Origin of the sequence: Lacinutrix sp. 5H-3-7-4 (assembly GCF_000211855.2) — a bacterium.
Lineage (GTDB): Bacteria > Bacteroidota > Bacteroidia > Flavobacteriales > Flavobacteriaceae > Lacinutrix.
The window spans coordinates 57,864-83,724 of the sequence record NC_015638.1; the positions used below are offsets into that span (position 1 = coordinate 57,864).

At 30.5% G+C, this 25,861-nt stretch carries 23 protein-coding genes; 8 read left to right on the forward strand and 15 right to left on the reverse strand.

Annotated features, from left to right (window positions below):
* Position 1: 1 nt before the first annotated feature.
* The 4 genes from LACAL_RS00315 to LACAL_RS00330 are packed head-to-tail and all read left to right on the forward strand — an operon-like array spanning position 2 to position 3,917.
* The gene (locus LACAL_RS00315) at positions 2–1,483 is read left to right on the forward strand and encodes an NAD(P)/FAD-dependent oxidoreductase (RefSeq protein ID WP_013868692.1); all 1,482 of its coding nucleotides are present in this window, start codon (positions 2–4) and stop codon (positions 1,481–1,483) included.
* Entirely contained in the window at positions 1,467–2,306 is an 840-nt protein-coding gene (locus LACAL_RS00320) for a phytoene/squalene synthase family protein (RefSeq protein ID WP_013868693.1), read from the forward strand. Before LACAL_RS00315 ends, LACAL_RS00320 begins: the two co-directional genes overlap by 17 nt.
* Positions 2,306–2,755, forward strand: a complete 450-nt coding sequence (locus tag LACAL_RS00325) for a sterol desaturase family protein (RefSeq protein WP_013868694.1) — start codon at positions 2,306–2,308, stop codon at positions 2,753–2,755. The genes LACAL_RS00320 and LACAL_RS00325 overlap by 1 nt, the downstream gene beginning before the upstream one ends.
* Positions 2,756–2,765: 10 nt before the next feature.
* Positions 2,766–3,917: a lycopene cyclase family protein gene (locus LACAL_RS00330; protein WP_013868695.1), complete on the forward strand. Its 1,152-nt coding sequence runs from the start codon at positions 2,766–2,768 to the stop codon at positions 3,915–3,917.
* On the opposite strand, the gene LACAL_RS00335 is transcribed toward LACAL_RS00330, so the two are convergent.
* The 3 genes from LACAL_RS00335 to LACAL_RS00345 all read right to left on the reverse strand — a co-directional run bounded on the left by LACAL_RS00335 (position 3,906) and on the right by LACAL_RS00345 (position 6,211).
* A complete protein-coding gene (locus tag LACAL_RS00335; RefSeq protein WP_013868696.1) occupies positions 3,906–4,469 on the reverse strand; it encodes a TlpA disulfide reductase family protein in 564 nt (187 codons plus the stop codon). The two genes, LACAL_RS00330 and LACAL_RS00335, sit on opposite strands and share 12 nt — an antisense overlap.
* Before the next feature lie 121 nt (positions 4,470–4,590).
* A complete protein-coding gene (locus LACAL_RS00340; RefSeq protein WP_013868697.1) occupies positions 4,591–5,460 on the reverse strand; it encodes an anti-sigma factor in 870 nt (289 codons plus the stop codon).
* Positions 5,461–5,539: 79 nt separating this feature from the next.
* Positions 5,540–6,211, reverse strand: coding sequence for a Crp/Fnr family transcriptional regulator (locus tag LACAL_RS00345; RefSeq protein ID WP_013868698.1), 672 nt, complete (start codon positions 6,209–6,211; stop codon positions 5,540–5,542).
* Between the two features lie 215 nt (positions 6,212–6,426).
* Between LACAL_RS00345 and LACAL_RS14905 the strand changes: the two genes are divergently transcribed.
* Entirely contained in the window at positions 6,427–7,089 is a 663-nt protein-coding gene (locus LACAL_RS14905; RefSeq protein ID WP_013868699.1) for a hypothetical protein, read from the forward strand.
* Between the two features lie 76 nt (positions 7,090–7,165).
* Here the strand turns inward: LACAL_RS14905 and LACAL_RS00355 are convergent, their stop codons facing one another.
* The 7 genes from LACAL_RS00355 to LACAL_RS00385 form a co-directional block, all read right to left on the reverse strand.
* Positions 7,166–9,433, reverse strand: coding sequence for an aconitate hydratase (locus LACAL_RS00355; RefSeq protein ID WP_013868700.1), 2,268 nt, complete (start codon positions 9,431–9,433; stop codon positions 7,166–7,168).
* A 170-nt stretch (positions 9,434–9,603) separates the two neighbouring features.
* The gene (locus LACAL_RS00360) at positions 9,604–12,378 is read right to left on the reverse strand and encodes a bifunctional aconitate hydratase 2/2-methylisocitrate dehydratase (protein WP_013868701.1); all 2,775 of its coding nucleotides are present in this window, start codon (positions 12,376–12,378) and stop codon (positions 9,604–9,606) included.
* 280 nt (positions 12,379–12,658) lie between these two features.
* Positions 12,659–12,865: a hypothetical protein gene (locus tag LACAL_RS00365; RefSeq protein WP_013868702.1), complete on the reverse strand. Its 207-nt coding sequence runs from the start codon at positions 12,863–12,865 to the stop codon at positions 12,659–12,661.
* 5 nt (positions 12,866–12,870) lie between these two features.
* Positions 12,871–13,824, reverse strand: a complete 954-nt coding sequence (locus tag LACAL_RS00370) for a MoxR family ATPase (RefSeq protein WP_013868703.1) — start codon at positions 13,822–13,824, stop codon at positions 12,871–12,873.
* Between the two features lie 8 nt (positions 13,825–13,832).
* Positions 13,833–15,242 carry a peptidylprolyl isomerase gene (locus tag LACAL_RS00375; protein ID WP_237700997.1) on the reverse strand — a complete coding sequence of 470 codons (1,410 nt, stop codon included), beginning with the start codon at positions 15,240–15,242 and terminating at the stop codon, positions 13,833–13,835.
* A gap of 1 nt (position 15,243) precedes the next feature.
* A complete protein-coding gene (locus LACAL_RS00380) occupies positions 15,244–16,059 on the reverse strand; it encodes a hypothetical protein (protein ID WP_013868705.1) in 816 nt (271 codons plus the stop codon).
* A gap of 34 nt (positions 16,060–16,093) precedes the next feature.
* Positions 16,094–18,019, reverse strand: coding sequence for a peptidylprolyl isomerase (locus LACAL_RS00385; protein ID WP_041301618.1), 1,926 nt, complete (start codon positions 18,017–18,019; stop codon positions 16,094–16,096).
* 201 nt (positions 18,020–18,220) lie between these two features.
* Here LACAL_RS00385 and LACAL_RS00390 point away from each other — a divergent pair, with 201 nt between their 5' ends.
* Positions 18,221–18,706, forward strand: a complete 486-nt coding sequence (locus LACAL_RS00390) for an SRPBCC family protein (protein ID WP_371200054.1) — start codon at positions 18,221–18,223, stop codon at positions 18,704–18,706.
* Positions 18,693–18,938 (forward strand): hypothetical protein, encoded by a 246-nt coding sequence (locus LACAL_RS00395; RefSeq protein WP_013868708.1) that lies wholly within the window; start codon positions 18,693–18,695, stop codon positions 18,936–18,938. The genes LACAL_RS00390 and LACAL_RS00395 overlap by 14 nt, the downstream gene beginning before the upstream one ends.
* Here LACAL_RS00395 and LACAL_RS00400 read toward each other — a convergent pair.
* Positions 18,935–19,705, reverse strand: coding sequence for a TIGR03915 family putative DNA repair protein (locus LACAL_RS00400; protein WP_013868709.1), 771 nt, complete (start codon positions 19,703–19,705; stop codon positions 18,935–18,937). The two genes, LACAL_RS00395 and LACAL_RS00400, sit on opposite strands and share 4 nt — an antisense overlap.
* Position 19,706: 1 nt before the next feature.
* Entirely contained in the window at positions 19,707–20,969 is a 1,263-nt protein-coding gene (locus LACAL_RS00405; RefSeq protein WP_013868710.1) for a putative DNA modification/repair radical SAM protein, read from the reverse strand.
* Positions 20,970–21,241: 272 nt separating this feature from the next.
* On the opposite strand from LACAL_RS00405, the gene LACAL_RS00410 reads away from it, so the two are divergent.
* Positions 21,242–21,841, forward strand: coding sequence for a hypothetical protein (locus tag LACAL_RS00410; protein WP_013868711.1), 600 nt, complete (start codon positions 21,242–21,244; stop codon positions 21,839–21,841).
* Positions 21,842–21,843: 2 nt separating this feature from the next.
* On the opposite strand, the gene LACAL_RS00415 is transcribed toward LACAL_RS00410, so the two are convergent.
* From LACAL_RS00415 to LACAL_RS00425, 3 genes are all read right to left on the reverse strand, one after another.
* Positions 21,844–23,361 (reverse strand): GH3 auxin-responsive promoter family protein, encoded by a 1,518-nt coding sequence (locus LACAL_RS00415; protein WP_013868712.1) that lies wholly within the window; start codon positions 23,359–23,361, stop codon positions 21,844–21,846.
* 153 nt (positions 23,362–23,514) lie between these two features.
* Positions 23,515–24,984 carry an IMP dehydrogenase gene (guaB, locus tag LACAL_RS00420; protein ID WP_041301221.1) on the reverse strand — a complete coding sequence of 490 codons (1,470 nt, stop codon included), beginning with the start codon at positions 24,982–24,984 and terminating at the stop codon, positions 23,515–23,517.
* Between the two features lie 77 nt (positions 24,985–25,061).
* Positions 25,062–25,772 carry a hypothetical protein gene (locus tag LACAL_RS00425; RefSeq protein ID WP_013868714.1) on the reverse strand — a complete coding sequence of 237 codons (711 nt, stop codon included), beginning with the start codon at positions 25,770–25,772 and terminating at the stop codon, positions 25,062–25,064.
* Positions 25,773–25,861: the final 89 nt, after the last annotated feature.

The window sequence follows — 25,861 nt, forward strand, 5'->3', positions numbered from 1 at the left end:
TATGAAAAATGTTGCAATTATAGGCTCCGGCTTCTCCGCTCTTGCTGCTTCTTGTTACTTAGCAAAAGCTGGTTATAACGTTAATATTTACGAAAAAAACAAAACTATAGGAGGTCGTGCTAGACAATTAAAAAAAGATGGATTTACATTTGATATTGGGCCAACATGGTATTGGATGCCAGATGTATTTGAAAGATTCTTTTCAGATTTTAAAACTTCACCTTCAGATTTCTACGAACTAGAAAAATTGAATCCTGCTTATTCTGTATATTTTGGTAAAAACGATTTTATCACTATTGAAGATACTATTGAAAAAATTTACACAGCATTTGAAAACGAAGAATCTGGCAGTTCTAAAAGTTTAAAAAAGTTTATAGACAATGCCAAAAATAATTACGATGTTGCTATTAAAGATTTAGTTTACAACCCAGGTATTTCTCCTTTAGAGTTAGTTACACCTGTTACAATAAAAAAAATAAATCAATTTTTAAGTACCATAAAAAAAGACGTAAGAAAAGAGTTTAAAAACGAAAGATTAGCACAAATACTAGAGTTTCCTGTTTTATTTTTAGGAGCTAAACCAAGCAATACTCCATCTTTTTATAGCTTTATGAATTATGCCGATTTTGGTCTTGGCACCTTCCACCCTAAGAAAGGAATGTATCAAGTTATTTTAGCAGTTGAAAAACTTGCTAAATCGCTAGGTGTAAAAATTCACACTAATGCCAATATTAAAAATATAGTTGTTGACGATTATAACAACGTTTCACATATAAATATTAATAAAAAAAATAATCCTTGTGATATTTTACTAAGCGGTGCAGATTATCATCACACAGAGACATTATTAGATAAAAGACACAGACAATACACAGAAAAATACTGGAACAACAAAGTGTTTGCACCATCATCACTACTTTTTTATGTTGCTTTTAATAAAAAATTAAAAAATGTAAATCACCACACTCTGTTTTTTGATGTTGATTTTAATGAACATGCAAAGGATATTTACGACAACCCAAAATGGCCAGAAAACCCTTTATTTTATGCTAGTTTTCCAAGTATTACAGATGAGAGTTCTGCACCAAACAACAAAGAAGCTGGTATTTTTTTAATTCCGTTAGCACCAGGTTTAGAAGATAATGCTCAATTAAGAGAAACTTATTTTAAAAAAATAATTTCAAGATTTGAAAATGTAACATCTCAAACAGTTCAAGACTCTATATTATTTAAAGAATCATTTTGTGTAAACGATTTTATTAAGGATTACAATTCTTATAAAGGCAATGCATACGGTATGGCAAACACCTTATTTCAAACTGCCTTTCTAAGGCCAAAATTAAAAAGTAAAAAAGTTAAAAACCTTTATTTTACAGGACAATTAACAGTTCCTGGTCCTGGAGTTCCACCAGCTTTAATTTCAGGAAAATTAGTTTCTCAATTAATTATTAAAAATCACAACAACAATGAAAGCGCTATTTGATTCCGTTTCTTTTAATTGCAGTAAAATTGTTACACAATCTTACAGCACCTCGTTTTCTATGGCCACAAAAATGTTAGCTAATAGTATTAGACAGGATATTTATAATATTTATGGTTTTGTAAGATTTGCTGACGAGATTGTAGACTCTTTTCACGATTACAATAAGAGCGAATTACTTGATACTTTTGAAAACGACCTAGAAAATGCCTTAATCAATAAAATAAGCTTAAACCCTATTTTAAACGCTTTTCAACATACGTATCACAAATATGGTTTAGATAAGCAAATGGTAAACGCTTTTATAAAAAGTATGCGATTAGATTTAACCAAAACTAACTATTTAACAGATATAGAATACAAAGATTACATTTACGGTTCTGCAGATGTTGTTGGCCTAATGTGCCTAAAAGTTTTTGTTAAAGGTGATAATGAAAAATATCAAGAATTAAAAGATTCTGCAATGTCGTTAGGTTCTGCATTTCAAAAAGTGAATTTTTTAAGAGATTTAAAAGCAGATTTTCACGATTTAGAACGCACTTATTTTCCAAATACAGATTTAAATAACCTAGACGAAAATGCAAAACAACTAATTATTAAAGATATTGAAAACGACTTTGCAAAAGGCTTAGTAGGCATTAAACTACTACCAATAGAAGCCAAATTTGGAGTATTTATGGCATATAGATATTACAGTCAACTTTTAAAAAAATTAAAAAAGACTCCAGCTTTAGAAATAAAAGCGGCTAGAATTAGAGTGGCGAATTATAAAAAAGTAGAGCTTTTAACAAGAAGTTATGTAAAATATCAACTAAATTTAATGTAATGAAAACACTTTATTGGATTTTAGTTTTTTTAGCAACATTCTCTATTATGGAGTTTATGGCCTGGTTTACACACAAGTATGTAATGCATGGGTTTCTTTGGTTTTTGCACAAAGACCATCATCACAAAAACCATAACAGTTGGTTTGAAAGAAATGATGCCTTTTTTATATTCTATGCAATTGTTAGCATGGTTTGTTTTTATCTATGGAATTACGAATCTATTTGGTATTGTCTTCCAATTGGATTAGGAATAATGGCTTATGGAGCAGCATATTTTATTGTGCATGATATTTTTATACATCAACGTTTTAAGTATTTTAGAAAAGCAAATAACAGGTATGCAAAAGGTGTGAGGCGCGCGCACAAAATGCACCATAAACATTTAGGCAAAGAAGATGGAGAATGCTTTGGAATGCTAATAGTACCGTTTAAATATTTTAAACGTTAATACAACATAAATGAAAATTAGCAAATCTTACAATTACATAATAATCGGTAGTGGTCTTGCAGGATCTCAACTTGCAATAGCTTTTGCAAAAAACCCTTACTTTAACAACAAAAAGATTGCTATAATTGATAAGTCTTTAAAAACCGAAAACGATAAAACATGGAGTTTTTGGGAAAAAGAAATTGGACAATGGGATAATATTATAAAAAAAAAATGGGATCAAGCTCTTATTTTTACTTCTAACAAACAACACACAATAGCCTTAAAACCGTACAAATACAAATCTATTGAATCATTAAGTTTTTACAACGAGTTTAAAAAAATCACTTCTAAAAAAACAAATATTACTTTTCTTAATGAGCAAGTTACAAGTACAATTAACAATAACACCGTATTAGTAAACACCATTAACAATTGCTATGAAGCAAACCATGTTTTTGATAGCAGAATTCCAGAACAGTTTTTTTTAAAACAGAATAAATACCCAAACATAATACAACATTTTAAAGGTTGGGTTATAGAAACTAAAACTTCAACTTTTAATCCCAATCAATTTACAATGATGGATTATAGATTAAAAGATGGAAAACAAACAGCTTTTACATACGTCCTACCTTTTACAAAAAATAAAGCATTAGTTGAATTTACTTATTTTACAGAACATATTGTAGATGAAGCGACCTATGATTATTTTATAAAAGAATATATTTTAGATATTCTTAAAATTGAAAACTACAAAATAACTGAAACAGAAAAAGGCAACATCCCAATGACAGTTTTTCCTTTTAAAGACTTTTCAACCAAAAATATTACAAAAATAGGAACTGCTGGTGGTTGGGTAAAAGGGTCTACAGGCTACTCTTTTAAACATACCGAAAAAAAAGTTGCAAAAATTATTGAAAATTTAAAAGCAAATAGAAATCCTTCGGAAAATTTATTTCAAAAAAAATATAAATTCTACGATAAAATTTTTCTTACAGTTTTAAAAGATGAAAATCATAAAGGTGAATGGGTTTTCAAACAATTCTATTCTAAAAACTCATCAGAAATTATGTTTAAATTTTTAGATGAAGAATCTAGCTTCTTTCAAGATATTAAAATAATGAAATCGCTATTCTCATTCTCTTTTATAAAAGCCTTTTTTAAAACCTTATTCGTTTAAAAGCTTATCTATTGTTTTCCTAACAGTTTCACTATTCCAATTAGCAGCACCAGATTCATCTATAACAATCTCTCCCTTTTTATTAATTAAAAACGTTCGCGGTATACTTTTAACATTAAAGGTTTCTGGTATTTGAGTTTGCGGATTATAACTATTTAAACTATAGTTCTTTTTTTTCAAAAATTTAGTTATTGTTTCAGCATTTTCATTAGAAACTAAAACAAATTCAATTTTATCATTATAATCATTATAAAGTTTTTGAATTGAAGGCATCTCTGCAATACAAGGTGGACACCATGTTGCCCAAATATTTACAAATACCACTTTATTTTTAACTTCTGATAAATTAAAATTATTTCCTTCTAAATCTCTCAATTCCCAGTTATAACTACTCACTACTTTTAAGTCTTTAGTTTTTTCTACAGCTGGACTTAATTTTGCAATTAAAGAGTGCATTGCTATTTGTATTTTTTGCCGTGTTTGAGGAATAATTAACAAGATTAATACAATTGCAAATAGAATGTTTTTTATAGGGATTTTTTTATTTTTCATATTATACTAAAACAATGAAGCGTTAATAACATAATTAACGCTTCAAATCTAACAAAAAACAAACAATACTGCATTCAAACTAAAATCTCATTTTAAAATAAATGCAGTATTGTTTATACTATTATCTCGTTACGGTTCCTGTTGGCAAAGAGCCTAAATTTAAATTAAAATCATGTGTTTCCGGTGCTATTTCTGTTCCTGCAACACCTAATAAAGGTTTTAAAGTAAACGGTGCAGGAGAGTTATCTGGTACTGGCTCTACCGAAATTACAATTGTACGGTTTCTAATATCCAAAGGAAAAGACTCTCCTACTGGCGCATTATTAAAAAAATCTTCACCTGGAATTGGCGGTCCTGCAGAAGCACCGCTAAAAGGGGCTAAATTATCTGCCGTATCAAAATCTAAAAACGTTCCTGTTGTTAGCGGACCAGAATCACCTACAACCCAACCTTCGTATATCCAACCTTCTGGTAAAACAGGTAAAGTAAAATTAGCTGTTGGTGGCATTCCTGGATTCCCAAACCAAACACCATATTGATCGTTACCATTATTAGTTCCAGTCTCATCTGTTGGTGTTCTTAAAAAGAAAGCACCCGATGCTACACTAAAATCGCCAACTAAATTTGTATTTAAAGTAGCAGAAGCATCTACAAAGTCTCCAGCTAAAATTTTAGTTTCTGCAGGTAATGGGTCTAGATCTATTGCTGGCTCTATTGATAACACAAACTGTGTTGCTAAATTTAATTGCTCTGTATTAACCGTAAAACTTTGAGGAAAATCAATAGAACTAAACGTGCCTGTTGAAACAGGATTACCGTTTACTATAATCCAGCCTTCGTATACAAAATCGTCACCTAAAGCCTCTAGACCATTTAAATTTAATACTAAATCTGAAGTACTTTGAGGCGTTGTTGCTCCATCATCATCACTACTACAAGAAGTGGCTAATAAACCTATTGCCAACATTCCAAAAATCATTTTTTTAATCATTGCTTTGTTTTTTAATTATAATAATTTGTTTCTTCAAAATTATAACTACAAATCATAAAAAAATGTTAGCTACCTAACACTATGCTATTTTTTTAAACATTCTTATTTTTTTTCTGTTAAAATCTAAAACATTACTTTCTTTCAATTCATTTAAAAGGATATTTAATGTTGGTCTAGATGTACCAATTAAAGATGCTATATCTTTTTGTGTATAAGGATGGTTTATTATATAATCTCCTGTATTTGGGCAATCGTAACCATAATCTACACATAACTCGTTTAAAAACTCCAAAAGTCTTGTTTTTGTATCTTTAAACATTAGAAGCTGCAATCTTCTTTCTAATTTTTTTAGTTTATAACCAATAAATTTATAAACCTTAAAACTAAACGTTTGGTTGTCACGCATTAAGTTATACATTGTATCTACACTAATAGGACAAATTGAAGTGGTGTTTTCTATAGATTGTGCAAACTCATCACGCTTAGATTCTCCTAAAATTGCTTTTTCTCCAAATAATTGACCTTTAGATAGAATGGCTTTAATTATCTCTTCTCCTGTTTCGCTATAGTAACCAATTTTTACTTTACCTTTTTCTATAAGATACACCTTATTTGCAGAGTCCTCTGTAAAATAAATGTAATCTCTTTTCTTATAACCATCAAAATCGTGTTTCTTTTTATAGGTTTTAAATTTATGCGGGCATAATACCTTAAAAAGGTTAGCATCTTCGAAAAACCACAATGTATCCATAATAAACAGGTGTATAAATTTTATGTCGAATTCTCATTATCCTCCTTACTTAATTTAAAGAAAATTAAAAATAAAGATGAAAAAACAATGGTTTTAAAAAAAACATATGCATTTCATCGAAAAAATAAGTATTTAAGCGTTTATATTTTTTTTATTCATATTTTTGTATTGCTGAATCTCAATAAGTTAAAGTAACCCCAAAAAAAATCTATGTTATGAATTTAAGAATTTTACTTCCGTTATTAATTAGTGTTTCTGCTTTTGCCCAAGTTGGCGTAGGCACTACATCTCCTACTGCTAGTTTAGATGTAAATGGAGATTTAAGAGTTAGAACTATCAACCATGAAACGATAGAATCTGTTATTAAAGATTCAATTTTAGTTATTTCAAATGACGGTATTGTAAAAAGAGTAGAATCACAACAAATAATTAATAGTGTTTTAAAAACTGCAGTTAAAGCAAAATTCTCTTCTGCAGCTCTAGTTAACCTTAGCTTAATTTCCAATGAAGTATTGGTTCCTTTTAATGATGAAGATTTTGATTTAAATAACGAATTTGATACTACAACTCACCAATTTACCGCAAAACAAGATGGCATATACAGTGTTTACGCGCAAATAAAAGCAGATGCAACTATTGCTGTTGCTACTAATTTTGGCATTTCTATTTATAAAAATAATGTTTTAGAATCTACAAATAGTTTTGCTAATGTTGGTGTTACAGCTATTAATGTCACTCCACCTGTTAGAGCTGTAAATACTTTATTAAACTTAAGTGCTGGCGACGTAATTACTTTTAAGATAAATAGTGATTTAATAAGCCTTAGTCTACTTGGAGACTCTGCTAATTCTTATTTCACAATACATCAAATACGATAATCATAGAAAATTAAAAAAAAAAAAAACGCTTAGAATTTAAATTCTAAGCGTTTTTCATTTTATAAAAAATTGACTATTAAGCGTTTTGCTTTTTAATTAAGTTTAGTGCAGAACCTTCATTATACCAATCGATTTGTGGTTGGTTATATGTATGATTTAACTTAATAACATCTTTACTACCATCTGCATGAACAACTTCTAATGTTAATTGTTTGTTAGGTGCAAAATCTGCTATATCAACAAAGTTAAATGTATCATCTTCTTGAATTAAGTCGTAATCATTTTCATTGTCAAATGTTAAACCTAACATTCCTTGCTTTTTCAAGTTAGTTTCATGAATACGTGCAAAAGATTTTACAATTACAGCTGCAACACCTAAATGTCTTGGCTCCATAGCTGCGTGCTCTCTTGAAGAACCTTCACCATAATTATGATCACCAACTACTACAGTTTTAATACCTGCAGCTTTATAAGCTCTCGCTGTATCTGGTACACCTGCATATTCTCCAGTTAATTGGTTTTTAACAAAGTTAGTTTTCTTTCCAAAAGCATTAACTGCACCAATTAAACAATTGTTAGAAATATTATCTAAATGTCCACGGAAACGTAACCAAGGTCCTGCCATAGAAATATGGTCTGTTGTACATTTGCCAAATGCTTTAATTAAAAGTTTAGCTCCATTTATTTCATTTCCTATTGGCTCGAAAGGTGTAAGTAATTGTAAACGTTCAGATGTTGGACTAACAACAACTTCTACTCCACTACCATCTTCAACTGGAGCTAAATAACCGTTATCTTTAACCTCAAAACCTTTTGGTGGTAACTCCCAACCTCTAGGCTCATCGAACATTACTTCTTGACCATCTTCGTTTATTAATTTATCTGTCATTGGATTAAAGTCCAAACGACCAGCAATTGCAATAGCTGCTGTTAATTCTGGAGACGCAACAAAGGCGTGTGTATTTGGGTTTCCATCTGCACGCTTAGCAAAGTTTCTGTTAAAAGAATGTACTATACTGTTTTTAGGTGCATTTTTAGGGTCACTATATCTTGCCCATTGCCCTATACAAGGTCCACAAGCATTTGTAAATATTTTTGCATCTAATTTTTCGAATATACCTAAAATACCATCACGATCTGCTGTGTATCTTACTTTCTCTGATCCAGGATTAATACCTAAATCTGCTTTCATTTTTAAACCTTTATCTATAGCTTGTTGCGCAATTGAAGAAGCACGAGATAAATCTTCGTAAGATGAATTTGTACAAGATCCTATTAATCCCCATTCAACTTGAATTGGCCAATCGTTAGCTTTAGCTTTCTCAGTCATATCACTACCTACAGATGTAGATAAATCTGGAGTAAAAGGTCCATTTAATAATGGATTTAATTCTGATAAGTTAATTTCTATAACTTGATCGAAATATTGTTCTGGGCTAGCATAAACTTCTGCATCTGCAGTTAAATACTCTTTAACTTTATTTGCAGCATCTGCAACATCTTCTCTATCTGTAGCACGTAAATAGCGCTCCATAGATTCATCGTACCCAAAAGTTGAAGTTGTTGCTCCAATTTCGGCACCCATGTTACAAATTGTTCCTTTACCTGTACAAGACATTGCTTTAGCTCCAGGCCCAAAATATTCTACAATAGCACCTGTTCCACCTTTTACAGTAAGAATTTCGGCTACTTTTAAAATAACATCTTTAGGCGCTGTCCAGCCAGAAAGTTCTCCTGTTAACTTTACACCAATTAATTTAGGAAATTTAAGCTCCCAAGCCATTCCTGCCATAACGTCTACAGCATCTGCTCCACCAACACCAATTGCTACCATTCCTAATCCACCAGCATTTACTGTGTGAGAATCTGTACCAATCATCATTCCTCCTGGAAACGCGTAATTTTCTAATACAACTTGGTGTATAATACCTGCTCCTGGTTTCCAAAAACCTATTCCATATTTATTAGAAACAGATTCTAAGAAATTAAAAACTTCACTACTTACATCGTTAGCGTGTTTTAAATCTGTTGCCGCTCCATCTTTTGCTTGGATCAAGTGATCACAGTGTACTGTTGTCGGTACTGCTACTTTATCTTTACCAGCTTGCATAAATTGCAATAATGCCATTTGTGCAGTAGCATCTTGACATGCAATACGATCTGGAGCAAAATCCACATAATCTTTACCTCTAGTAAAAGCTTTAGTTGCTTTACCATCCCAAAGGTGATTGTATAAAATTTTCTCTGAAAGTGTTAATGGTTTACCTACGACTTCACGAGCTGCGTCAACACGTTCTGCCATTTGAGCGTAAACCTTTTTAATCATATCGATATCGAATGCCATACTATTTTTTATTGTTTAAGTTTAATTGTCGTAATATACAAAATACAGATTGAGTTTAAAAGCTTGAATGATATTATAGATTGATTCTAAAATAGTTTTTCTATATATTAAATTTAAAACAAAAAAAGCCTGAATTATATAATTCAGGCTTTAATAGTATACAAAAAATATTATCCAACTAATTCTTTCGTTGAAGGTTTAAACTTTGTTAAAACAATACCATCTACAGCAGACTCATATTCTGCCATTGTTGGAGTTCTACCTAAAATTGTAGATAATACTACAACTGGTGTTGATGATAATAAAGATTCTCCTTTTTTCTCACCAGTATCTTTTACAACTCTTCCTTGGAATAAACGTGTTGATGTTGCCATAACTGTATCTCCAGGTTCTGCTTTTTCTTGGTTACCCATACAAAGGTTACAACCAGGGCGCTCTAAATACAACATGTTTTCATATTTAGTACGCGCTAATCCTTTTGGAGCGCTATCGTCGAACTCGAATCCTGAGTATTTTACTAATACATCCCAATCACCTTCTTCTTTAAGTTCGTCTACAATATTATATGTTGGAGGAGCAACAACTAAAGGTGCTTTAAACTCTACTTTACCATGTTGTGCTTCAACATTTTTTAGCATTTGAGCTAAAATTTTCATATCTCCTTTGTGAACCATACAAGATCCTACGAAACCTAAATCTACTTTTTTAGTTCCTCCGTAATATGATAATGGTCTAATATTATCATGTGTATAACGTTTTGAAACATCTTCGTTATTTACATCTGGATCTGCAATCATTGGTTCAGCAATTTCATCTAAATCAATAATAACTTCTGCATGATATTTGGCATCTGCATCTGGTCTTAATGCAGGTTTTATACCTGTTTTAAGTTCTGTAATTCTAGTTTCTGCTTTATTAACAAGCCCTTGAAGTACTTGTTTTTCATTATCCATACCTTTCTCAATCATGATTTGGATACGACCTTTTGCAATTTCTAGTGACTCGATTAAAGTATCGTCTTCTGAAATACAGATAGACGCTTTAGCTTTCATTTCGGCAGTCCAATCTGTAAATGTAAAAGCTTCATCTGCAGTTAAAGTACCAATATGGACTTCTATTACACGACCTTGGAATACGTTTTCACCTCCAAATTGCTTTAACATTTGTTGTTGTGTTGCGTGCACTACATCACGGAAATCCATATAAGATTTCATTTGCCCTTTAAAAGTTACTTTAACCGATTCTGGAATTGGCATTGACGCCTCACCTGTTGCTAATGCCAAGGCTACTGTTCCTGAATCTGCACCAAAAGCAACACCTTTAGACATACGTGTGTGAGAATCTCCACCAATAATGATGTCCCAATCACCAACAGTGATATCGTTAAGTACTTTATGAATAACATCAGTCATTGGGAAATACTTCCCTTTTGGATCACGACCAGTAATTAAACCGAAATCGTTCATGAAGCTCATTAACCTTGGTATATTAGCTTTAGATTTATCATCCCAAACTGAAGCTGTATGACAACCAGATTGGTAAGCACCATCTACGATTGGAGAGATTACTGTAGCAGCCATCATCTCTAATTCTTGAGAAGTCATTAATCCTGTAGTATCCTGAGAACCTACAATGTTTACTTCTGCACGAACATAAGATCCTGCGTGCAATGTCGCTCCTGATGTACCTACTGCATTTTTATTGAATATTTTCTCTACTGCTGTTAAACCTTGACCTTCAATTGATACTTCTTTTGAAGCAGCATATACCTGAGGTACTTCGATTCCTAATACTTTAGCAGCAAATGTTTGTAATTTTTTACCGAAAACAACTGCATAAGATCCACCTGCTTTCATAAACTCCATTTTTTGTGGAGTAAATGCTGCAGAAACATCTTTTAATTCTGTTTTCCCGTTATATAATTTTTTCTCTTTTGTATTAATTGTAAGCACTGTTCCTGTTGCAACAGAATACTCTTCTTTTAAGATTGGTTCACCATCTTCGTCTACAATTGTGTTACCATCTGCATCTTTTTGTTTTACCCAGTTTTTAAGGTCTAAACCTATACCTCCAGTTACACCAACCGTTGTTAAAAAAATTGGAGCAATACCATTAGTTCCAGCAATTACTGGAGCGATATTAATAAACGGTACATAAGGACTTGAAGAAATACCTGTCCATAATGCTACGTTGTTAACACCTGACATTCTTGAAGATCCAACTCCCATAGTTCCTTTTTCTGCAATTAGCATCACACGTTTGTCAGGATGTTGTTTCTTTAAAGCTAATAATTCGTTTTGCATGTCTTTGTTATGCTCAAACATACATTGACCATGTAATTCTCTATCTGAACGTGAGTGTGCATCACCACCTGGAGATAATAAATCTGTAGAGATATCACCAACACCTGCGATGTACGTTACTACTTCAATTTCTTCGTCTATTTCTGGAAGTTTCGTAAAAAACTCTGCTTGCGCATAACTTTCTATAATATCTTTAGCGATTGCACTTCCATTATTATATGCCTCCTCTAAACGATCTGTATCTGCTTCGTATAAAAACACTTGCGTTTTTAACACTTTTGCAGCCTGATTTGCTATTGCTTCATCAGTACCTAAAGCTAAATCTAATAATGCTTTAACAGAAGGTCCACCTTTCATGTGTGATAATTGCTCTAAAGCAAACTCTGGAGTGATTTCTTCAACAATTTCTTCTCCTAGAATAATCTCCTTTAAAAATTTTGCTTTTACTGCAGCTGCACTTGTGGTACCTGGTAAAACATTATAGATAAAAAAGTTAAGAGATTGTTCTCTATACTCGTTATTTAAATCTTTAATTTGCTCAATGATTTGGCTAAGTAATTCAGCATTATCGATTGGTTGCGGGTGAAGACCTTGCTCTTTTCGAGATTCGATTTGCTTAAGATAATCGTTATAAATATTCATATAATAGAATTAATTCTGTTTTATGCAGCTTAAAAAGCTGAGTTATTTTAGTTTGTAATCTTATAAACTTTATTTTTTTAAGGTTAAAAAAATGCTGTAAAGCTTATTAAAATTGGAGCCCAAAAATACAAAATATTGAAGAATTAAAAAATTTGTAATGAAATAGAGGAAATATTACTAAAAGCTCAATAAAAAACAAAAATTAGCAAGAGATATTACCAAAACAATAATATTGATATGCGAAAAATATCAAATTGGCAAGAATTTAAAGTTTTAATACTTATAAAATTTCTTTATTCTTTTTAAAATAAAGTTTTATTAAAATAATTATAGTAATTAATACACCTAAAGCCTGAAATAACATACCAAATATAAGTAGCTCTGCTCCATATGGCCAATGCATCATTTTAAATAATGCTGCAATAATTGTAACACCAAAGCCTATTAGGTAAACAACTAATGGTAAAATGAGTTTTTTTAATGTCATAGTATTTAAAATAAAGATTTTATTATTTGCTCTTCGGTTACACCTTCAGCTTCAGCTTTATAATTTTTAATTATTCTATGACGCAAAATACTAATAGCTACAGCTTGAACATTTTCTATATCTGGTGAAAACTTACCGTTAATTGCTGCATGTGTTTTTGCTGCTAAAATAAGGTTTTGCGATGCTCTTGGTCCTGCACCCCAATCTATATATTGCTTTACTAAATCTGCAGCTGTGTTTGTATTTGGTCTAGTTTTAGCAACCATTTTTACTGCATACTCAATAACATTATCTGCTACAGGAATTTTTCTAATTAGTTGTTGAAATTCTATTATTTCTTTTGCAGAGAATAAAGCATTTACGCTTGCTGAAACTTCTGTAGTTGTTGCTTTTACTACTTGTACTTCTTCTTCAAAAGTTGGATAGTCTAAATTTATTGCAAACATAAAACGGTCTAGCTGGGCTTCTGGTAATGGATAAGTTCCTTCTTGCTCTATAGGGTTTTGTGTCGCTAATACAAAGTATGGCAAGTCTAATTTATAGTGATGACCTGCAACTGTTACTGCACGTTCTTGCATTGCTTCTAGAAGTGCTGCTTGTGTTTTTGGTGGTGTTCGGTTTATTTCATCGGCTAAAATAATGTTTGAGAATATTGGACCTTTTATAAACTTAAAATTCCTGTTCTCATCTAATATTTCACTTCCTAAAATATCACTTGGCATTAAATCTGGTGTAAATTGTATACGCTTAAAATCTAAACCTAGTGTTTTTGCAATGGTGTTTACCATTAACGTTTTTGCTAAACCAGGCACTCCTATTAATAAGGCATGACCTCCAGAAAATATAGAAATTAATATTTGATTTACTACATCTTCCTGACCAACTATTACTTTTGCTATTTCGCTACGTAGAGCGTTATATTTTTTTACTAATTGGTTTATAGCGTTTACGTCTGACATTTAATATTTTATTTTTTTAGCCAATTATTAGTGAACTCACAGTTTTTATATTCTCCTCCTATTTTAATGTAAGTATCTTCTATTTTTTCTTTTTGCCATTTAGCAATGGCATTAAGTCTTTTTTCGTTTAAAGCTAATTCTTTTATTTTTAAAAAGTCTCTTGAAAAATCTGCTTTATGCTCGTCTATTCTATCTGATACTGTGTAAATTTTGTACTTTACATTTCCAGTTCTTGTAAAATCTGCTACTACTTTTGAAACTTCGTTAGTTTCAAGGTTTTCTATTTCTGTATAGATTTCTGTTGGCATTTTTGCTAATGGAAATGTAAAATCCTGAGTTTCTGGATTTCTTATTAATCCTCCTTCGTATTTTGTTTTAATTTCGTCACTAGCTTCTTTTGCTGCTTCAGCAAAAGTTATATCTCCATCTATTATATTTTGTCTAATACCTTCTAATTTTTCTTTTGCTTCTGCTTTAGCTTCATCTGATATTTCTGGTATTAATAATATGTGTCTTGCATCGTATTCCTGACCTCTAATTTTTTCAAGGTATACTATATGCCATCCAAATTCGGTTTTAAAAGGTTCTGATATTTCACCTTCTTGAAGTGAGAATGTTGCTTCTCTAAATTCTTTTACCATTTGTGGTTTTGCACGGTTCATGGTTGGCAATCTTCCTCCTGTTCTTTTTGAGCCTGTATCTGCCGAATTAAATAAAGCTTTTGCACTAAAGCTTGCTCCATTTTCTTCTACGTCTTTTTTAAATTCGTTTAGTCTATCTATAACTTCCTGTTCTGCTTCTGGTGTTACTTTTGGCTCTATTACTATTTGTGCTACTTTTAACTCTGTACCAAATGTTGGTTTTTCGTTATCTGGGATTTCACTAAAGTATTGGCGTACTTCTTCTGGAGTTACTTCAATTTCGTCAACTATTTTTCTTTGCATTTCTGATGCTAACTTGTTTGCTTTATTAATTTCAAACATTTCATCTGTTAATGCTTTTATGTTGTCTTTTTTATAAAACTTTAGCATTTCGTCTTCAGTTTTAAAATTAACTCTAAACCTTTCTACTTGTTGGTTTACATACGAGCGTATTTCGGCATCACTTACAACAATACTATCTTGTATGGCGTGGTGTGCATATAATTTATCTTCTAAAAGTCTACCAAATAATTCGCAATTTGTAAATTGTGAGATGTCGTTACCACTAGCTTTTAATTGTAAAATGGTTTTGTCTACATCACTGTCTAAAACAATATATTCTCCTACTACAGCTGCAACACCATCTACCTTAACTTCTTTAAATGGTTTTACACTATCTATAGTGGCTGTTTTTTCTTCTTTTTCTTCAATAATTTCTTGAGCTTGCATACTGCAGGCTGCAAAAAGTGATAAGCTTAACGCTGTAATATATTTCAAATTATTTATAAATTTCGAATTGTTTATTTTTAATTGCATCTTTTGTAATGTCTTTTTCTAGCTGTCTAATTAGCTCTAATTTACGTTGGTTTACTACAATTTGATTTATTGTTGGTGTAACGTATTCTATTGGTGCTATTGTGTTTCGAAGTTGTACTTCTTTTATTTGCATCAAATATAGCCCTAATGAATCTTTGAGTTGTATAAAATTAGATTTTTTTAACAATTCGTCTTTATTTTCTGAATTCACTACAGGTATTTTATTAACTACCTGATTTACACGTATCCAAATAGAATCGTTTAGGGTATACGATTTAAATTGTATTGCGATAGAGTCTAAATATTGTTTATCTTTTGTATTAAAACGTTTAAATTTTTCGGTTACATCGCTTAAATCTAATCTATTGGCATCTAAATTTATGTATCTAAATTTAATTAGTTCTTCGTTTAACTTAAAGGCTTCTTTATTATTTTCATAATATTTTTCTGCTTCTTCTTTTGATACTACTGTATCTAAACTTTTATAAACCAAAGCTTCTAAATAGGCTTTACTATATAAATCGCTTTTGTACTGCTGTACTAGTCTATCGAAATCTTTTTGGGTTTTTTCTTTTAAATTTAAAGTGGCTCCGTCTACCAAAAGCTGCTCTGTTGCCCAGCGATTTATATAGTTTTCAACAAAAATAATACTGTCTTGTTTTGTGTAATTTTTTGGAAGCACATCTACAATATCTTCTTTGTATAAATAGCTTTCTCCTACTCGAGCGATGGCATTTTCTGTTGTTGGTGGATTAAAATAATTGCACGACACCAGCACTATACCTAATAATATGTAAACTAACTTTTTAATATTACTTGTTATTTATTTGAGCTTTAACTTTTGCTAAAACGTCTTTATTAATTTCTACTTTATATTTGGAAGCTAATACTTTCAACCAGTTTGCTTCTTTTATTTCTTGGTAATCACTCATTACTTTTCCTTTTGCTTCTTCAAAAGTTTGTTGAGATTCTGGTAATAAATCTTTTATTAAAACGACTACGTAAGCCTGATTATGTTTATATATTTTAGAAACACCTTTTTTAAATTTTAATGCTTTTGGTAAAGCTTGGTGATTGTAATTTAATTCTCCCGAAGTAAAACTTACTTTTATCTCATTATTTGTATTTACTTCCTTTTTAATAGCTTCTATTGGTTGGTTTTGCTTTAATAGTTTTGCTACTTTTTTTATATCTTCTTTTTTTGCTGATGATGCTACAATAGCATTTATTCTTTTTTTGTAGAAATAATTTTGTTTGTGCTTACTATAAAATGTTTTTACTGCTAAGGTATCGTTTTTTGCTGCATTCCAGATTTCGGTTTCCATTAAATCGAAAAGTAGCAAACCATCTTTATACTCTTCTACAATTTGTGCATAATCTTTATTATCGTTAATTAAATTTTGCTCTTGATACTTAAACAATTCACTGTTTAAAAATGAAGTATAACTATTGTTAAGCGCGGTAGTTAGAGGTTTATTTATATTACGGCGTTGGCTTTTTAATAAATACTCTGCAAAATTACCATAAGTTAACACCTTATCTTCTATTGTGAAAATTGTTTTATCTGTTGTTAAATTTTTAGGTATTGACCAACGTCCTACTTTATATTCTTTTGTAAGTATAGATTTAAAATAATTTAAAGCGTCTGGATTTTTAGTTATTTTATATTTTTCTTTTAAAGCTTTTACTCTTGAGTCATTAATAACTTTAGATCGAGAATCGCGTCTAATTTTATTAATTAATTCTGCTTTTATTTCTTTAAAATCTGGTAATGGCTTTTTATTAATAAGCTTTACTATGTGCCAACCAAATTGTGTTTTAAATGGTTTTGAGTAATCTCCTGGGTTTTTAATTGCAAACGCCACTGCTTCGAATTCTGGAGAACTTAGTTGCCCACCGGAAAATGGCTTTAATTCTCCTCCTTTACTTGACGAACTTTTATCTTCAGAAAATTGTTTTGCTAAAGCTTGAAATTGCTCTCCTTGCTCTAAACGCTTATAAATTTCTTTAATTTTCTCCTCATCGTTCTCAATCATTATATGAGCGACAGTTATCTCTCCTTGAGATTTTCTTTTATCAAAAACTTTAACAACATGGTACCCAAATCGAGTTTTAAAAGGCATCGAAATATCATTAACCTTTGTATTATATGCTGCGTTCTCAAAAGGATAAACCATTTTAAATGCCGAAAAATAACCTAAATCTTCAGCAAAAATAGTTTTACCATTATGTACATCGCTTTGTACTTTTTTATAACCTTCTTGTACTACTCTTTCTCTAAGTTTTAAAATTTCATTATAAGCTGCTAAGGTATCTTTTGGCGAAGCATCTTGATCTATTTTTACTAAAATATGACTAGCTTTAATTTCATTAGCCAATCTAGCATAAGCTTCTTCGACCAAGGCATCTGTAACCTTAGAGTCGTTTAAATAATTTTTTGATAATTGATTTTTATAACCTTGAAACTCTCTTATATAAGAAGGCTTTTTATCTAAATTTAAGGCTTTTGCTTCCTGAAGTTTTAACTTATATTCAATAAATAGTTTTAAGTATCCATCAACATCTTTTTGAGATTCTTCCTTTACAAGGTCTAAGTTTTTATTGTAAACTCTTAAAAATTCTGAAGCTAAAACAGGTGTATCTTCAACTGTAAAAATAACTTCTTCCTGCTGTGCATTTGCAAGTAAAGTTGTTGCAAAATATAAATAAAAGCACTTAATTAGAAATTTAAAATTCATAAGAAAAACTATTTTTTTGAGTGTTGCAAAAATAACAATATTAGAGTATAAAGCAAGTACAATACCAAACGATAAGATATTTAATTTATTTGAAGTAGTAGCCATTAAATTTAGTAGTCAAAATTTAAATTCTAATCGGTTTATCGAATAAAAAAAACGTTTAGCGTTTGTTTTGTTTATATTTTTAAAACAATACTAATTTTGCCCAAATTATTAATAGCACTTATGGAATATACTTCTACAATAATTATTGAAGTACCTATTGATACCTTTATAAAAAAACTAGACAACCACGAGAACATGAAACATTGGCAACGTGGACTTGTTAGTTTTGAGCATGTTTCTGGTGATCCTGGAAAAATAGGTGCAAAAATGAAATTGAATTACAATTTTGGCAAACGAAAAATGACTCTTTTAGAAACTATTACTAAAAATAATTTGCCACATAAATTACATTTACATTACGATACAAAAGGTTTACACAACATTCAAAAAAATTATTTTGAACAAACTCCCGAAGGTTACACTAAATGGGTTTCTAAAAGTGAATTTATTGCAACAGAGTTTATGATGCGAATGATGACTGTTTTTATGCCTAACATAATAAAAAAACAAACCATGCAATATTTATTAGATTTTAAAAATTTTGCAGAAAAAGGACTAAGCGTTCAAAATGAGACAACTTAAATTAATATGGGACTTTAGAGGTCCTGATGCATTAAAAATTGCCGAACATCACGAAATACACTTGAAAGAATATATACAAGCTGAAAAATTAGCTTTAAACATCACTGGTTTTGAAGCTATTAACGATCTTTACGCTATTGCTTATTTAGTGGTTAACGAAGACCAAATGAAACCTGTACGAGATCGTTTAAAACCACATCGTGGTCAAGTTTATACCGCACAAGAAGTTTAATTTGGTTGCTTTTCGCTTAAATACTTCCAATAACGTTTAGGTACATGTTGTTGATGTAATTTTAAGTTTTTTCGTGAAGCAATATTTGTACTCTTAAAATAGTTTTTCCAAAGTTCTTGAAACTCCAATTCGGCATCACTAAAGATAGCTTTTGAATTTTGTGTTGGATTATAGTTAGCATCAAACTCTAAAGTAACAACATCTACTTTTTCAAGATTATAATATATGCCGTAATTACGTTTTAAATCGTAAATCATCCATTTTTGGTCTGCATATCTATTTTTAAAATGCTTAGATATTAACGGTAACACATTAAAATCTGGTTCAATATTAGCAAAGTAAATATTATCTTTTGTAAGCTTAAACCTTACAAAAGCTTCCATTCTATGTTTTTCTCTACTTACATTTTTAGATAGTTTTGAAATTTGTAAAATATAAGGATTAGAAAAGTTGGAAGCTACATTTCCTTTGTTTTTAAACACATACTTTATTGCCATAAACAATGTATTTTCTACTATAGAATTTTCGCTTAAAAATGCATAATACATTCTGCTTAATTCTATTGGTTTCATTTTATTTTTTAAACCTAACCAAACACGATCTGCTTTTTCTTTATCTGTAATTATGGTTTCTTTTTCTTCAAAAAAAGAATCTTGAAAAAATTGTGATTTAACAATATTTACTTTCTCTAATTTTAAATCGAAGCTTACAAAAATACTGGTTAAAAAACCATCAAAAGAGCCATCATAAACTAAGGTTGTATGCATTTTAATCAAACAAATTTAATTGGTTAGATAAGGTTTTAGTATACTTACTTTTAGAGTTTTGCTGTATTAAACCTTTTATTTTGCTGGCGGTTAAATCTCTTTTTTCATATTCGTTAGAAGCACAGATAATAAAATATTTAGCTCTATTTAAAGCGACACCAATAGCTTTTAAATGCTCCCAATTAAGTTTTCTATAACGCCTTGCATTTAAAATTTTATAAACCGATTTTATACCTAATCCTGGAATTCTAGCAAGCATTCTTTTATCTGCTTTATTAATATCTATAGGAAATTCATGAAGGTTACGCAATGCCCAACCCAGTTTTGGGTCTATATCTAAGTCTAAGCTTTTATGATTGTCGTTTAATATCTCTTCTATATTAAAACCGTAAAACCGCAATAACCAATCGGTTTGGTATAATCTATTTTCCCTAAGCATTGGAACAGGACTTCCTATTTGTGGCAAACGATTATCATAACTTATTGGTACATAACCGGAATAATATACACGCTTAAGATTAAAATTTTTATAAAAATAGTTAGAGGTGTACATAATCTCCATATCATTTTCACCACTTGCACCAACAATCATTTGGGTACTTTGTCCTGCTGGAGCATATTTAGGAGTACTTTTAATTATTTTCTTTTCGGCTTTATATTGAATTATTTCATTTTTCACTTTTTTCATTGGTTTTAAAAAATCGGCTCTATTTTTATCTGGAGCTAAAAGTTTTAAACCTTTTTCGGTAGGAATTTCGATATTTACACTAAGTCTATCTGCATACAAGCCTGCTTCTCTCATTAACTCGTCGCTTGCTCCAGGAATAGATTTTAAATGTATATATCCATTAAAGTTTTCTTCTAACCTCAACTTTTTAGCGACAGCAACTAATCGCTCCATAGTATAATCGGCATTTTTAAAAATACCTGAACTTAAAAATAGACCTTCAATATAATTTCTTCGATAAAAGTTTATAGTTAAATCTACAACTTCCTGAACCTTAAATGCTGCACGCTTAATATCGTTACTTTTTCTAGTAACGCAATATGCACAATCGAAAACACAATGGTTGGTTAACAATATTTTTAAAAGTGAAACACATCTTCCGTCTTCGGTATAAGTATGGCAAATTCCAGAGGCTGATGCATCACCTAATCCTTTGTTTTTGTTGGCTCTATTGCTTCCGCTAGAAGAACATGACACATCATATTTTGCGGCATCGGCTAGAATATTAAGTTTTTCTTTTATACGATCAAACGACATTTACTTCCTTTTTTATAACCTTTAAAGATAGCTTTTAAGTATATTTTAAATGAATACAAACAACATAATTATTAACATAATTGAATTATTATAAAACCTTTTTTATTAATTTAAATGTGTTAACATATATAATTATGTGGCTTCCAGTTTTGCTAATTATTATTTAAAATAAAGTTTCCGTTATTACTTAATTTTATAATTGTTAAAATTTATAGACTTAATAGTTAAATGATTTTAAATAATCTCTTTATATACTATATTAATAAATAGATATGAAACTATTAATAATACTTTTAATGACATCTATAACTTACGCCCAATCTACTATACCAAATTCAATAAAAGAAGAAGTTGAGATTGCACTCTCTTATTACCCAGAATTAAAAAATACAAAAATTAATTTTGAGTTTAAAAAGAATATAAAAAAGTCTACCATGCAGGCACAACCATCTTTTGGGAGTTTTTTTAAATCTAAAGGTCACCGTTCTTACAATATTTATATTAGTGAAACTGTAAAAATTTCTGGCGAAACTTATTTTACTAAAAACATGCCTAAAGATGTATTAATTGGTTGGATTGGACATGAATTGGGCCATGTAATGGATTATAGAAACCGAAGCAACTTAAATTTAGTATGGTTTGGATTAAAGTATTTATTGTCTGACAATCATATTGCTGAAGCAGAACGCTCTGCAGATACTTTTGCTATAAGATCTGGTATGGAAAAATACATTTTAAAAACAAAGGAGTTTATACTAAACCAAGCTAATATTGATGAAAAATATATTGCTAGAATTAAAAAATATTATTTGTCTCCAGAAGAGATAATGGATATAGTTAACAAAAGAGATTTAGAGCTTTCTAAGTCTTAATACTAGTTAGCGAATGTTTCCCATTCTTTAAATTTGTCTTCACCCATAACACGTTCCATTTTTACTTGCCCACCTTTTTTCTTGTTGGCACCACTCCAATCTGCAAAAACTTCTGGCTTTACAACTGTAACTTTTACACCTTCTAAAGCTTTGCCTCTTGCTACTTTATAATTTTTATTTGCGCTTTTAAGGTAACTGTCTAAAGCTTCAACTATTTTAGTATTATCTTCATTTAAGTCTTCTGAACCTAAATACCAGCTGTGATAAAAACCATCTTGAAAACGTTTTGCACAAAGTGTATACTCTGGAATTGTAGTTTTAAATTCTTCTTCAAGATATCTAATAGCATCATCCAGTTTATTTACAGATAATTGTGAACCTACTGTATTTAAAAAAAATTTTGTTCTGCCTGTTATTTTAATTTCGGCTTTTTCTACATCTGTAAATTCTATTGTATCTCCTATTAAATAGCGCCAAGCACCACTTACAGTGGTTATAATTAAAACATAATCCTGATTTAATTTTACATCTTTTAATGTTATACTAGGTGCATTATCTTTTAGAGAACCATCTTGATTTATATACTCTGGTTTAAAAGGTACGAACTCAAAATAAATACCGCCATTTGTTACCAATTGCATTGCACTAGTTTCTGGCCTGGCTTGAAATGCTAAAAAACCTTCGGAAGCCAAATAAGTATCTATAACTGTTACAGGTTTTCCTAATAAGGCATTAAAACTTTTTTTATACGGACCAAAAGCAACACCTCCAGAAGTATATACTTGCAGGTTTGGCCAAATATCATGTATGTTTTCTAAATTATGATAATCTATAACTTCTTTAAGCATAAGTTCCATCCATGATGGAATGCCACTTAAGGCACCAATATCCCAGTGTTTAGCACGTTTTGCTATTATTTTAACACGTTTGTCCCAATCGTCTATTTTAGCAATATCTTCTCCTGGTTTGTAAAAGCCTTTAAACCAAGATGGAATATTACTGGCTGTAATACCGCTAATTTCACCTTCTAAGTGATCTTCTTTTTCAATTAAATCTGTAGAGCTACCTAACATCATGGCTTCTTTTGTAAAAAACTCTGCTGGTAAATTAAAATTACTTAAAGCAGTAACTTGATCTATTCCTGCTTGCTTTATGGCACTTAACATCGCATCTGTTACTGGTATTCTTTTACTTGTTTTTCCAGTAGTACCAGAGCTTAATGCAAAATAATTTGGTGCGCCTGGCCAAGTAACATTTTCTTCTCCTTGATGTAATTTACTCCACCATTGTTTATTAATTTTATTATAATCGAAATAGGGAATGGTTTGAGAAAATGCTTCCGTTATATTTTCTGATTCTAATATATTTTTAAAATTATAGTATTTACCAAACTGAGTGTCTTTAGCTGTTTCTAGTAAATTTTTTAAAACTTTTTCTTGTGCTTCAACTGGATGTACTGAAGGTGTTAGCGCATCTTTTAAATTTATGGCTCCTTTTATTATGTTTCCTATAATTTCCATGTTCAATTAAGTTTTAACTGTAAACTATAAAAATAGAAAGTATGCTATTAATTTTAATACTAATTACATTAACATTAACAATTTAAATATTTTAAAATTTGGCATAAAAAAACACGATTAATATCGTGTTTTTTTATGCTAAAATTATAATTTTTACCTTGAATAATTAGGCGCTTCTTTTGTAATGGTTACATCGTGTGGATGACTTTCGTTAATTCCTGAAGCTGTAATTTTTACAAACCTTCCTGTTTCTTTTAAAGTTTCTACGTCTTTAGCACCACAATAACCCATTCCTGCTCTTAAACCACCTACAAACTGATGAATACTTTCAAATAATTCACCTTTATAAGGTACACGACCAACAATACCTTCTGGTACTAATTTTTTTATATCGTCTTCAACATCTTGGAAATAACGGTCTTTACTTCCTTTTTTCATAGCTTCTACAGAACCCATTCCACGGTAAGATTTAAACTTTCTTCCTTCGTAAATTATAGTTTCTCCAGGAGATTCTTTAGTTCCTGCTAATAGAGATCCTAACATTACAGTATCTGCTCCTGCTGCAATTGCTTTTGGTATATCTCCTGTATAACGTATTCCTCCATCTGCAATTACTGGTACTCCAGAACCTTTAATAGCATTTGCTACTTCTAAAACTGCTGAAAATTGTGGAAAACCAACTCCTGCAACTACACGCGTTGTACAAATAGAACCTGGACCAATACCAACTTTTACAGCATCTGCTCCTGCTTCTACTAGATATTTAGCAGCTTCTGCAGTTGCTATATTTCCTACAACAACTTCTAGTTTTGGAAATTTAGATTTCACTTCTTTTAATACAGCAACCACACCTTTTGTATGGCCATGAGCAGTATCTATAATTATAGCATCTACGCCTGCATTTACTAGAGCTTCTGCTCTTTCTACTGCATCTCCTGTTACTCCAATTGCTGCAGCAACTCTTAATCTACCGTAAGTATCTTTATTTGCAATTGGTTTTTGAGTTACTTTAGTAATATCTCTAAATGTAATTAAACCAACTAGCTTCTCTTCTTTTACAATTAGGAGCTTTTCAATTTTATTTTCTTGAAGAATTTTTTCAGCATCTTTAAGGCTTGTACCTTCTGCAGCAGTAATAAGGTTTTCACTCGTCATCACCTCTACAATTGGTCTATCGTTTTGGTGCTCAAAACGTAAGTCTCTATTGGTTACTATACCTTTTAAAAGTCCATTTTCATCTACAATAGGAATACCTCCAATACTATGTTCTCTCATAGCACTTTTTGCATCTGCAACAATAGCAGTTAGTGGCAAAGTTACAGGATCTATAATCATACCGCTTTCTGCACGTTTTACTCTACGTACTTTTTGAGCTTGTTGCTCTATAGTCATGTTTTTGTGTAAAACACCTATTCCACCTTCACGAGCCATAGCAATTGCCATTCTACTTTCTGTAACCGTATCCATGGCTGCAGAAACAATAGGAACGTTAATGGTAATGTTTCTAGTAAATTTTGTTTGAATATTGACTTCGCGTGGTAATACTTCTGAAAAAGCTGGGACGAGTAAAACATCGTCATAAGTTAAACCTTCACCAACTATTTTGTTTTCGTGTGCTGTCATTGCAATTAGAATTAATTGCATGCAAATGTACGCTATAATTTAGACTTTTAGGCTATTTACTTAAAAAAACAATATTACTATTTTAAATTATATATCTTTTTACAATATACTTTTAGTGTATTTAAAGCATAATTATAACGTGATTCTGCCTTGCTAATATCGCCTTTAAACTTTATTTCTTTTGGTACCACAAGCGCATAGAGACATTTTCTTTTTGCCATACGTTCTATTGTGTTTAGAGTACGCTCAGGCATATTTTTATAGATGTTTTCTAACCATTTATACTGTTCCATATATAAAATATGCTCATCCCAATTTTGCGTTTCAATTTTAGTTAATGGTTTATTGTTTTTAAATAATGCATAGAGATTTACAAAACAATTATTAAACACGTCTTCACTTCCGTTAATCGCATACTGTTTTATATTTTTTGAAACAAATAACGAAAACGGAAAAGTATTAGTGAGATTAAGTTTTTTGTTAATATAATATGCCATTGTTGGCCAAGTAACATAATGACCTTTCTTTGCTATTTCAGCTGAATACCATAAATAAAAATCACGCCTTTGTTTTATAGTTTCATATTCTTGCGGTAAATTATTGCTTAAATTATAAGCATTAGCTTTTTGCCAAACTATAGTATTTTTTGTTCTGTCTTTTTTTAACCAGTCTGAAGCTGAAAGTGTTTCTAATTGAGTTTCTTTTTTATAACACTTTAAAGATCTCCATTCTTTAGCTTGTATATTTCCATAACAAAAAAAAAGAAAAACAATGATATATTTTTTCATTTAAAACTGAATATTGGCTTATTTAAGCAAGTAATGTATACTATTTAATTTAAAAGAAAAAGGGTTAGCAAAAAAATGCTAACCCTTTT

Excerpts from the sequence above, each read along its gene's own strand:
- LACAL_RS14905 (WP_013868699.1), top strand. The coding sequence starts at position 6,427 with ATGAATTTAAGAATTTTACTTCCGTTATTAATTAGTGTTTCTGCTTTT.
- LACAL_RS00360 (WP_013868701.1), bottom strand. The coding sequence starts at position 12,378 with ATGAATATTTATAACGATTATCTTAAGCAAATCGAATCTCGAAAAGAG.
- LACAL_RS00395 (WP_013868708.1), top strand. The coding sequence starts at position 18,693 with ATGAGACAACTTAAATTAATATGGGACTTTAGAGGTCCTGATGCATTA.
- LACAL_RS00400 (WP_013868709.1), bottom strand. The coding sequence starts at position 19,705 with ATGCATACAACCTTAGTTTATGATGGCTCTTTTGATGGTTTTTTAACC.
- LACAL_RS00365 (WP_013868702.1), bottom strand. The coding sequence starts at position 12,865 with ATGACATTAAAAAAACTCATTTTACCATTAGTTGTTTACCTAATAGGC.
- LACAL_RS00410 (WP_013868711.1), top strand. The coding sequence starts at position 21,242 with ATGAAACTATTAATAATACTTTTAATGACATCTATAACTTACGCCCAA.
- LACAL_RS00345 (WP_013868698.1), bottom strand. The coding sequence starts at position 6,211 with ATGGATACATTGTGGTTTTTCGAAGATGCTAACCTTTTTAAGGTATTA.
- LACAL_RS00340 (WP_013868697.1), bottom strand. The coding sequence starts at position 5,460 with ATGATTAAAAAAATGATTTTTGGAATGTTGGCAATAGGTTTATTAGCC.
- LACAL_RS00325 (WP_013868694.1), top strand. The coding sequence starts at position 2,306 with ATGAAAACACTTTATTGGATTTTAGTTTTTTTAGCAACATTCTCTATT.
- LACAL_RS00320 (WP_013868693.1), top strand. The coding sequence starts at position 1,467 with ATGAAAGCGCTATTTGATTCCGTTTCTTTTAATTGCAGTAAAATTGTT.
- LACAL_RS00335 (WP_013868696.1), bottom strand. The coding sequence starts at position 4,469 with ATGAAAAATAAAAAAATCCCTATAAAAAACATTCTATTTGCAATTGTA.
- LACAL_RS00315 (WP_013868692.1), top strand. The coding sequence starts at position 2 with ATGAAAAATGTTGCAATTATAGGCTCCGGCTTCTCCGCTCTTGCTGCT.
- LACAL_RS00425 (WP_013868714.1), bottom strand. The coding sequence starts at position 25,772 with ATGAAAAAATATATCATTGTTTTTCTTTTTTTTTGTTATGGAAATATA.
- LACAL_RS00355 (WP_013868700.1), bottom strand. The coding sequence starts at position 9,433 with ATGGCATTCGATATCGATATGATTAAAAAGGTTTACGCTCAAATGGCA.
- LACAL_RS00415 (WP_013868712.1), bottom strand. The coding sequence starts at position 23,361 with ATGGAAATTATAGGAAACATAATAAAAGGAGCCATAAATTTAAAAGAT.
- LACAL_RS00330 (WP_013868695.1), top strand. The coding sequence starts at position 2,766 with ATGAAAATTAGCAAATCTTACAATTACATAATAATCGGTAGTGGTCTT.
- guaB (WP_041301221.1), bottom strand. The coding sequence starts at position 24,984 with ATGACAGCACACGAAAACAAAATAGTTGGTGAAGGTTTAACTTATGAC.
- LACAL_RS00405 (WP_013868710.1), bottom strand. The coding sequence starts at position 20,969 with ATGTCGTTTGATCGTATAAAAGAAAAACTTAATATTCTAGCCGATGCC.
- LACAL_RS00370 (WP_013868703.1), bottom strand. The coding sequence starts at position 13,824 with ATGTCAGACGTAAACGCTATAAACCAATTAGTAAAAAAATATAACGCT.
- LACAL_RS00385 (WP_041301618.1), bottom strand. The coding sequence starts at position 18,019 with ATGAATTTTAAATTTCTAATTAAGTGCTTTTATTTATATTTTGCAACA.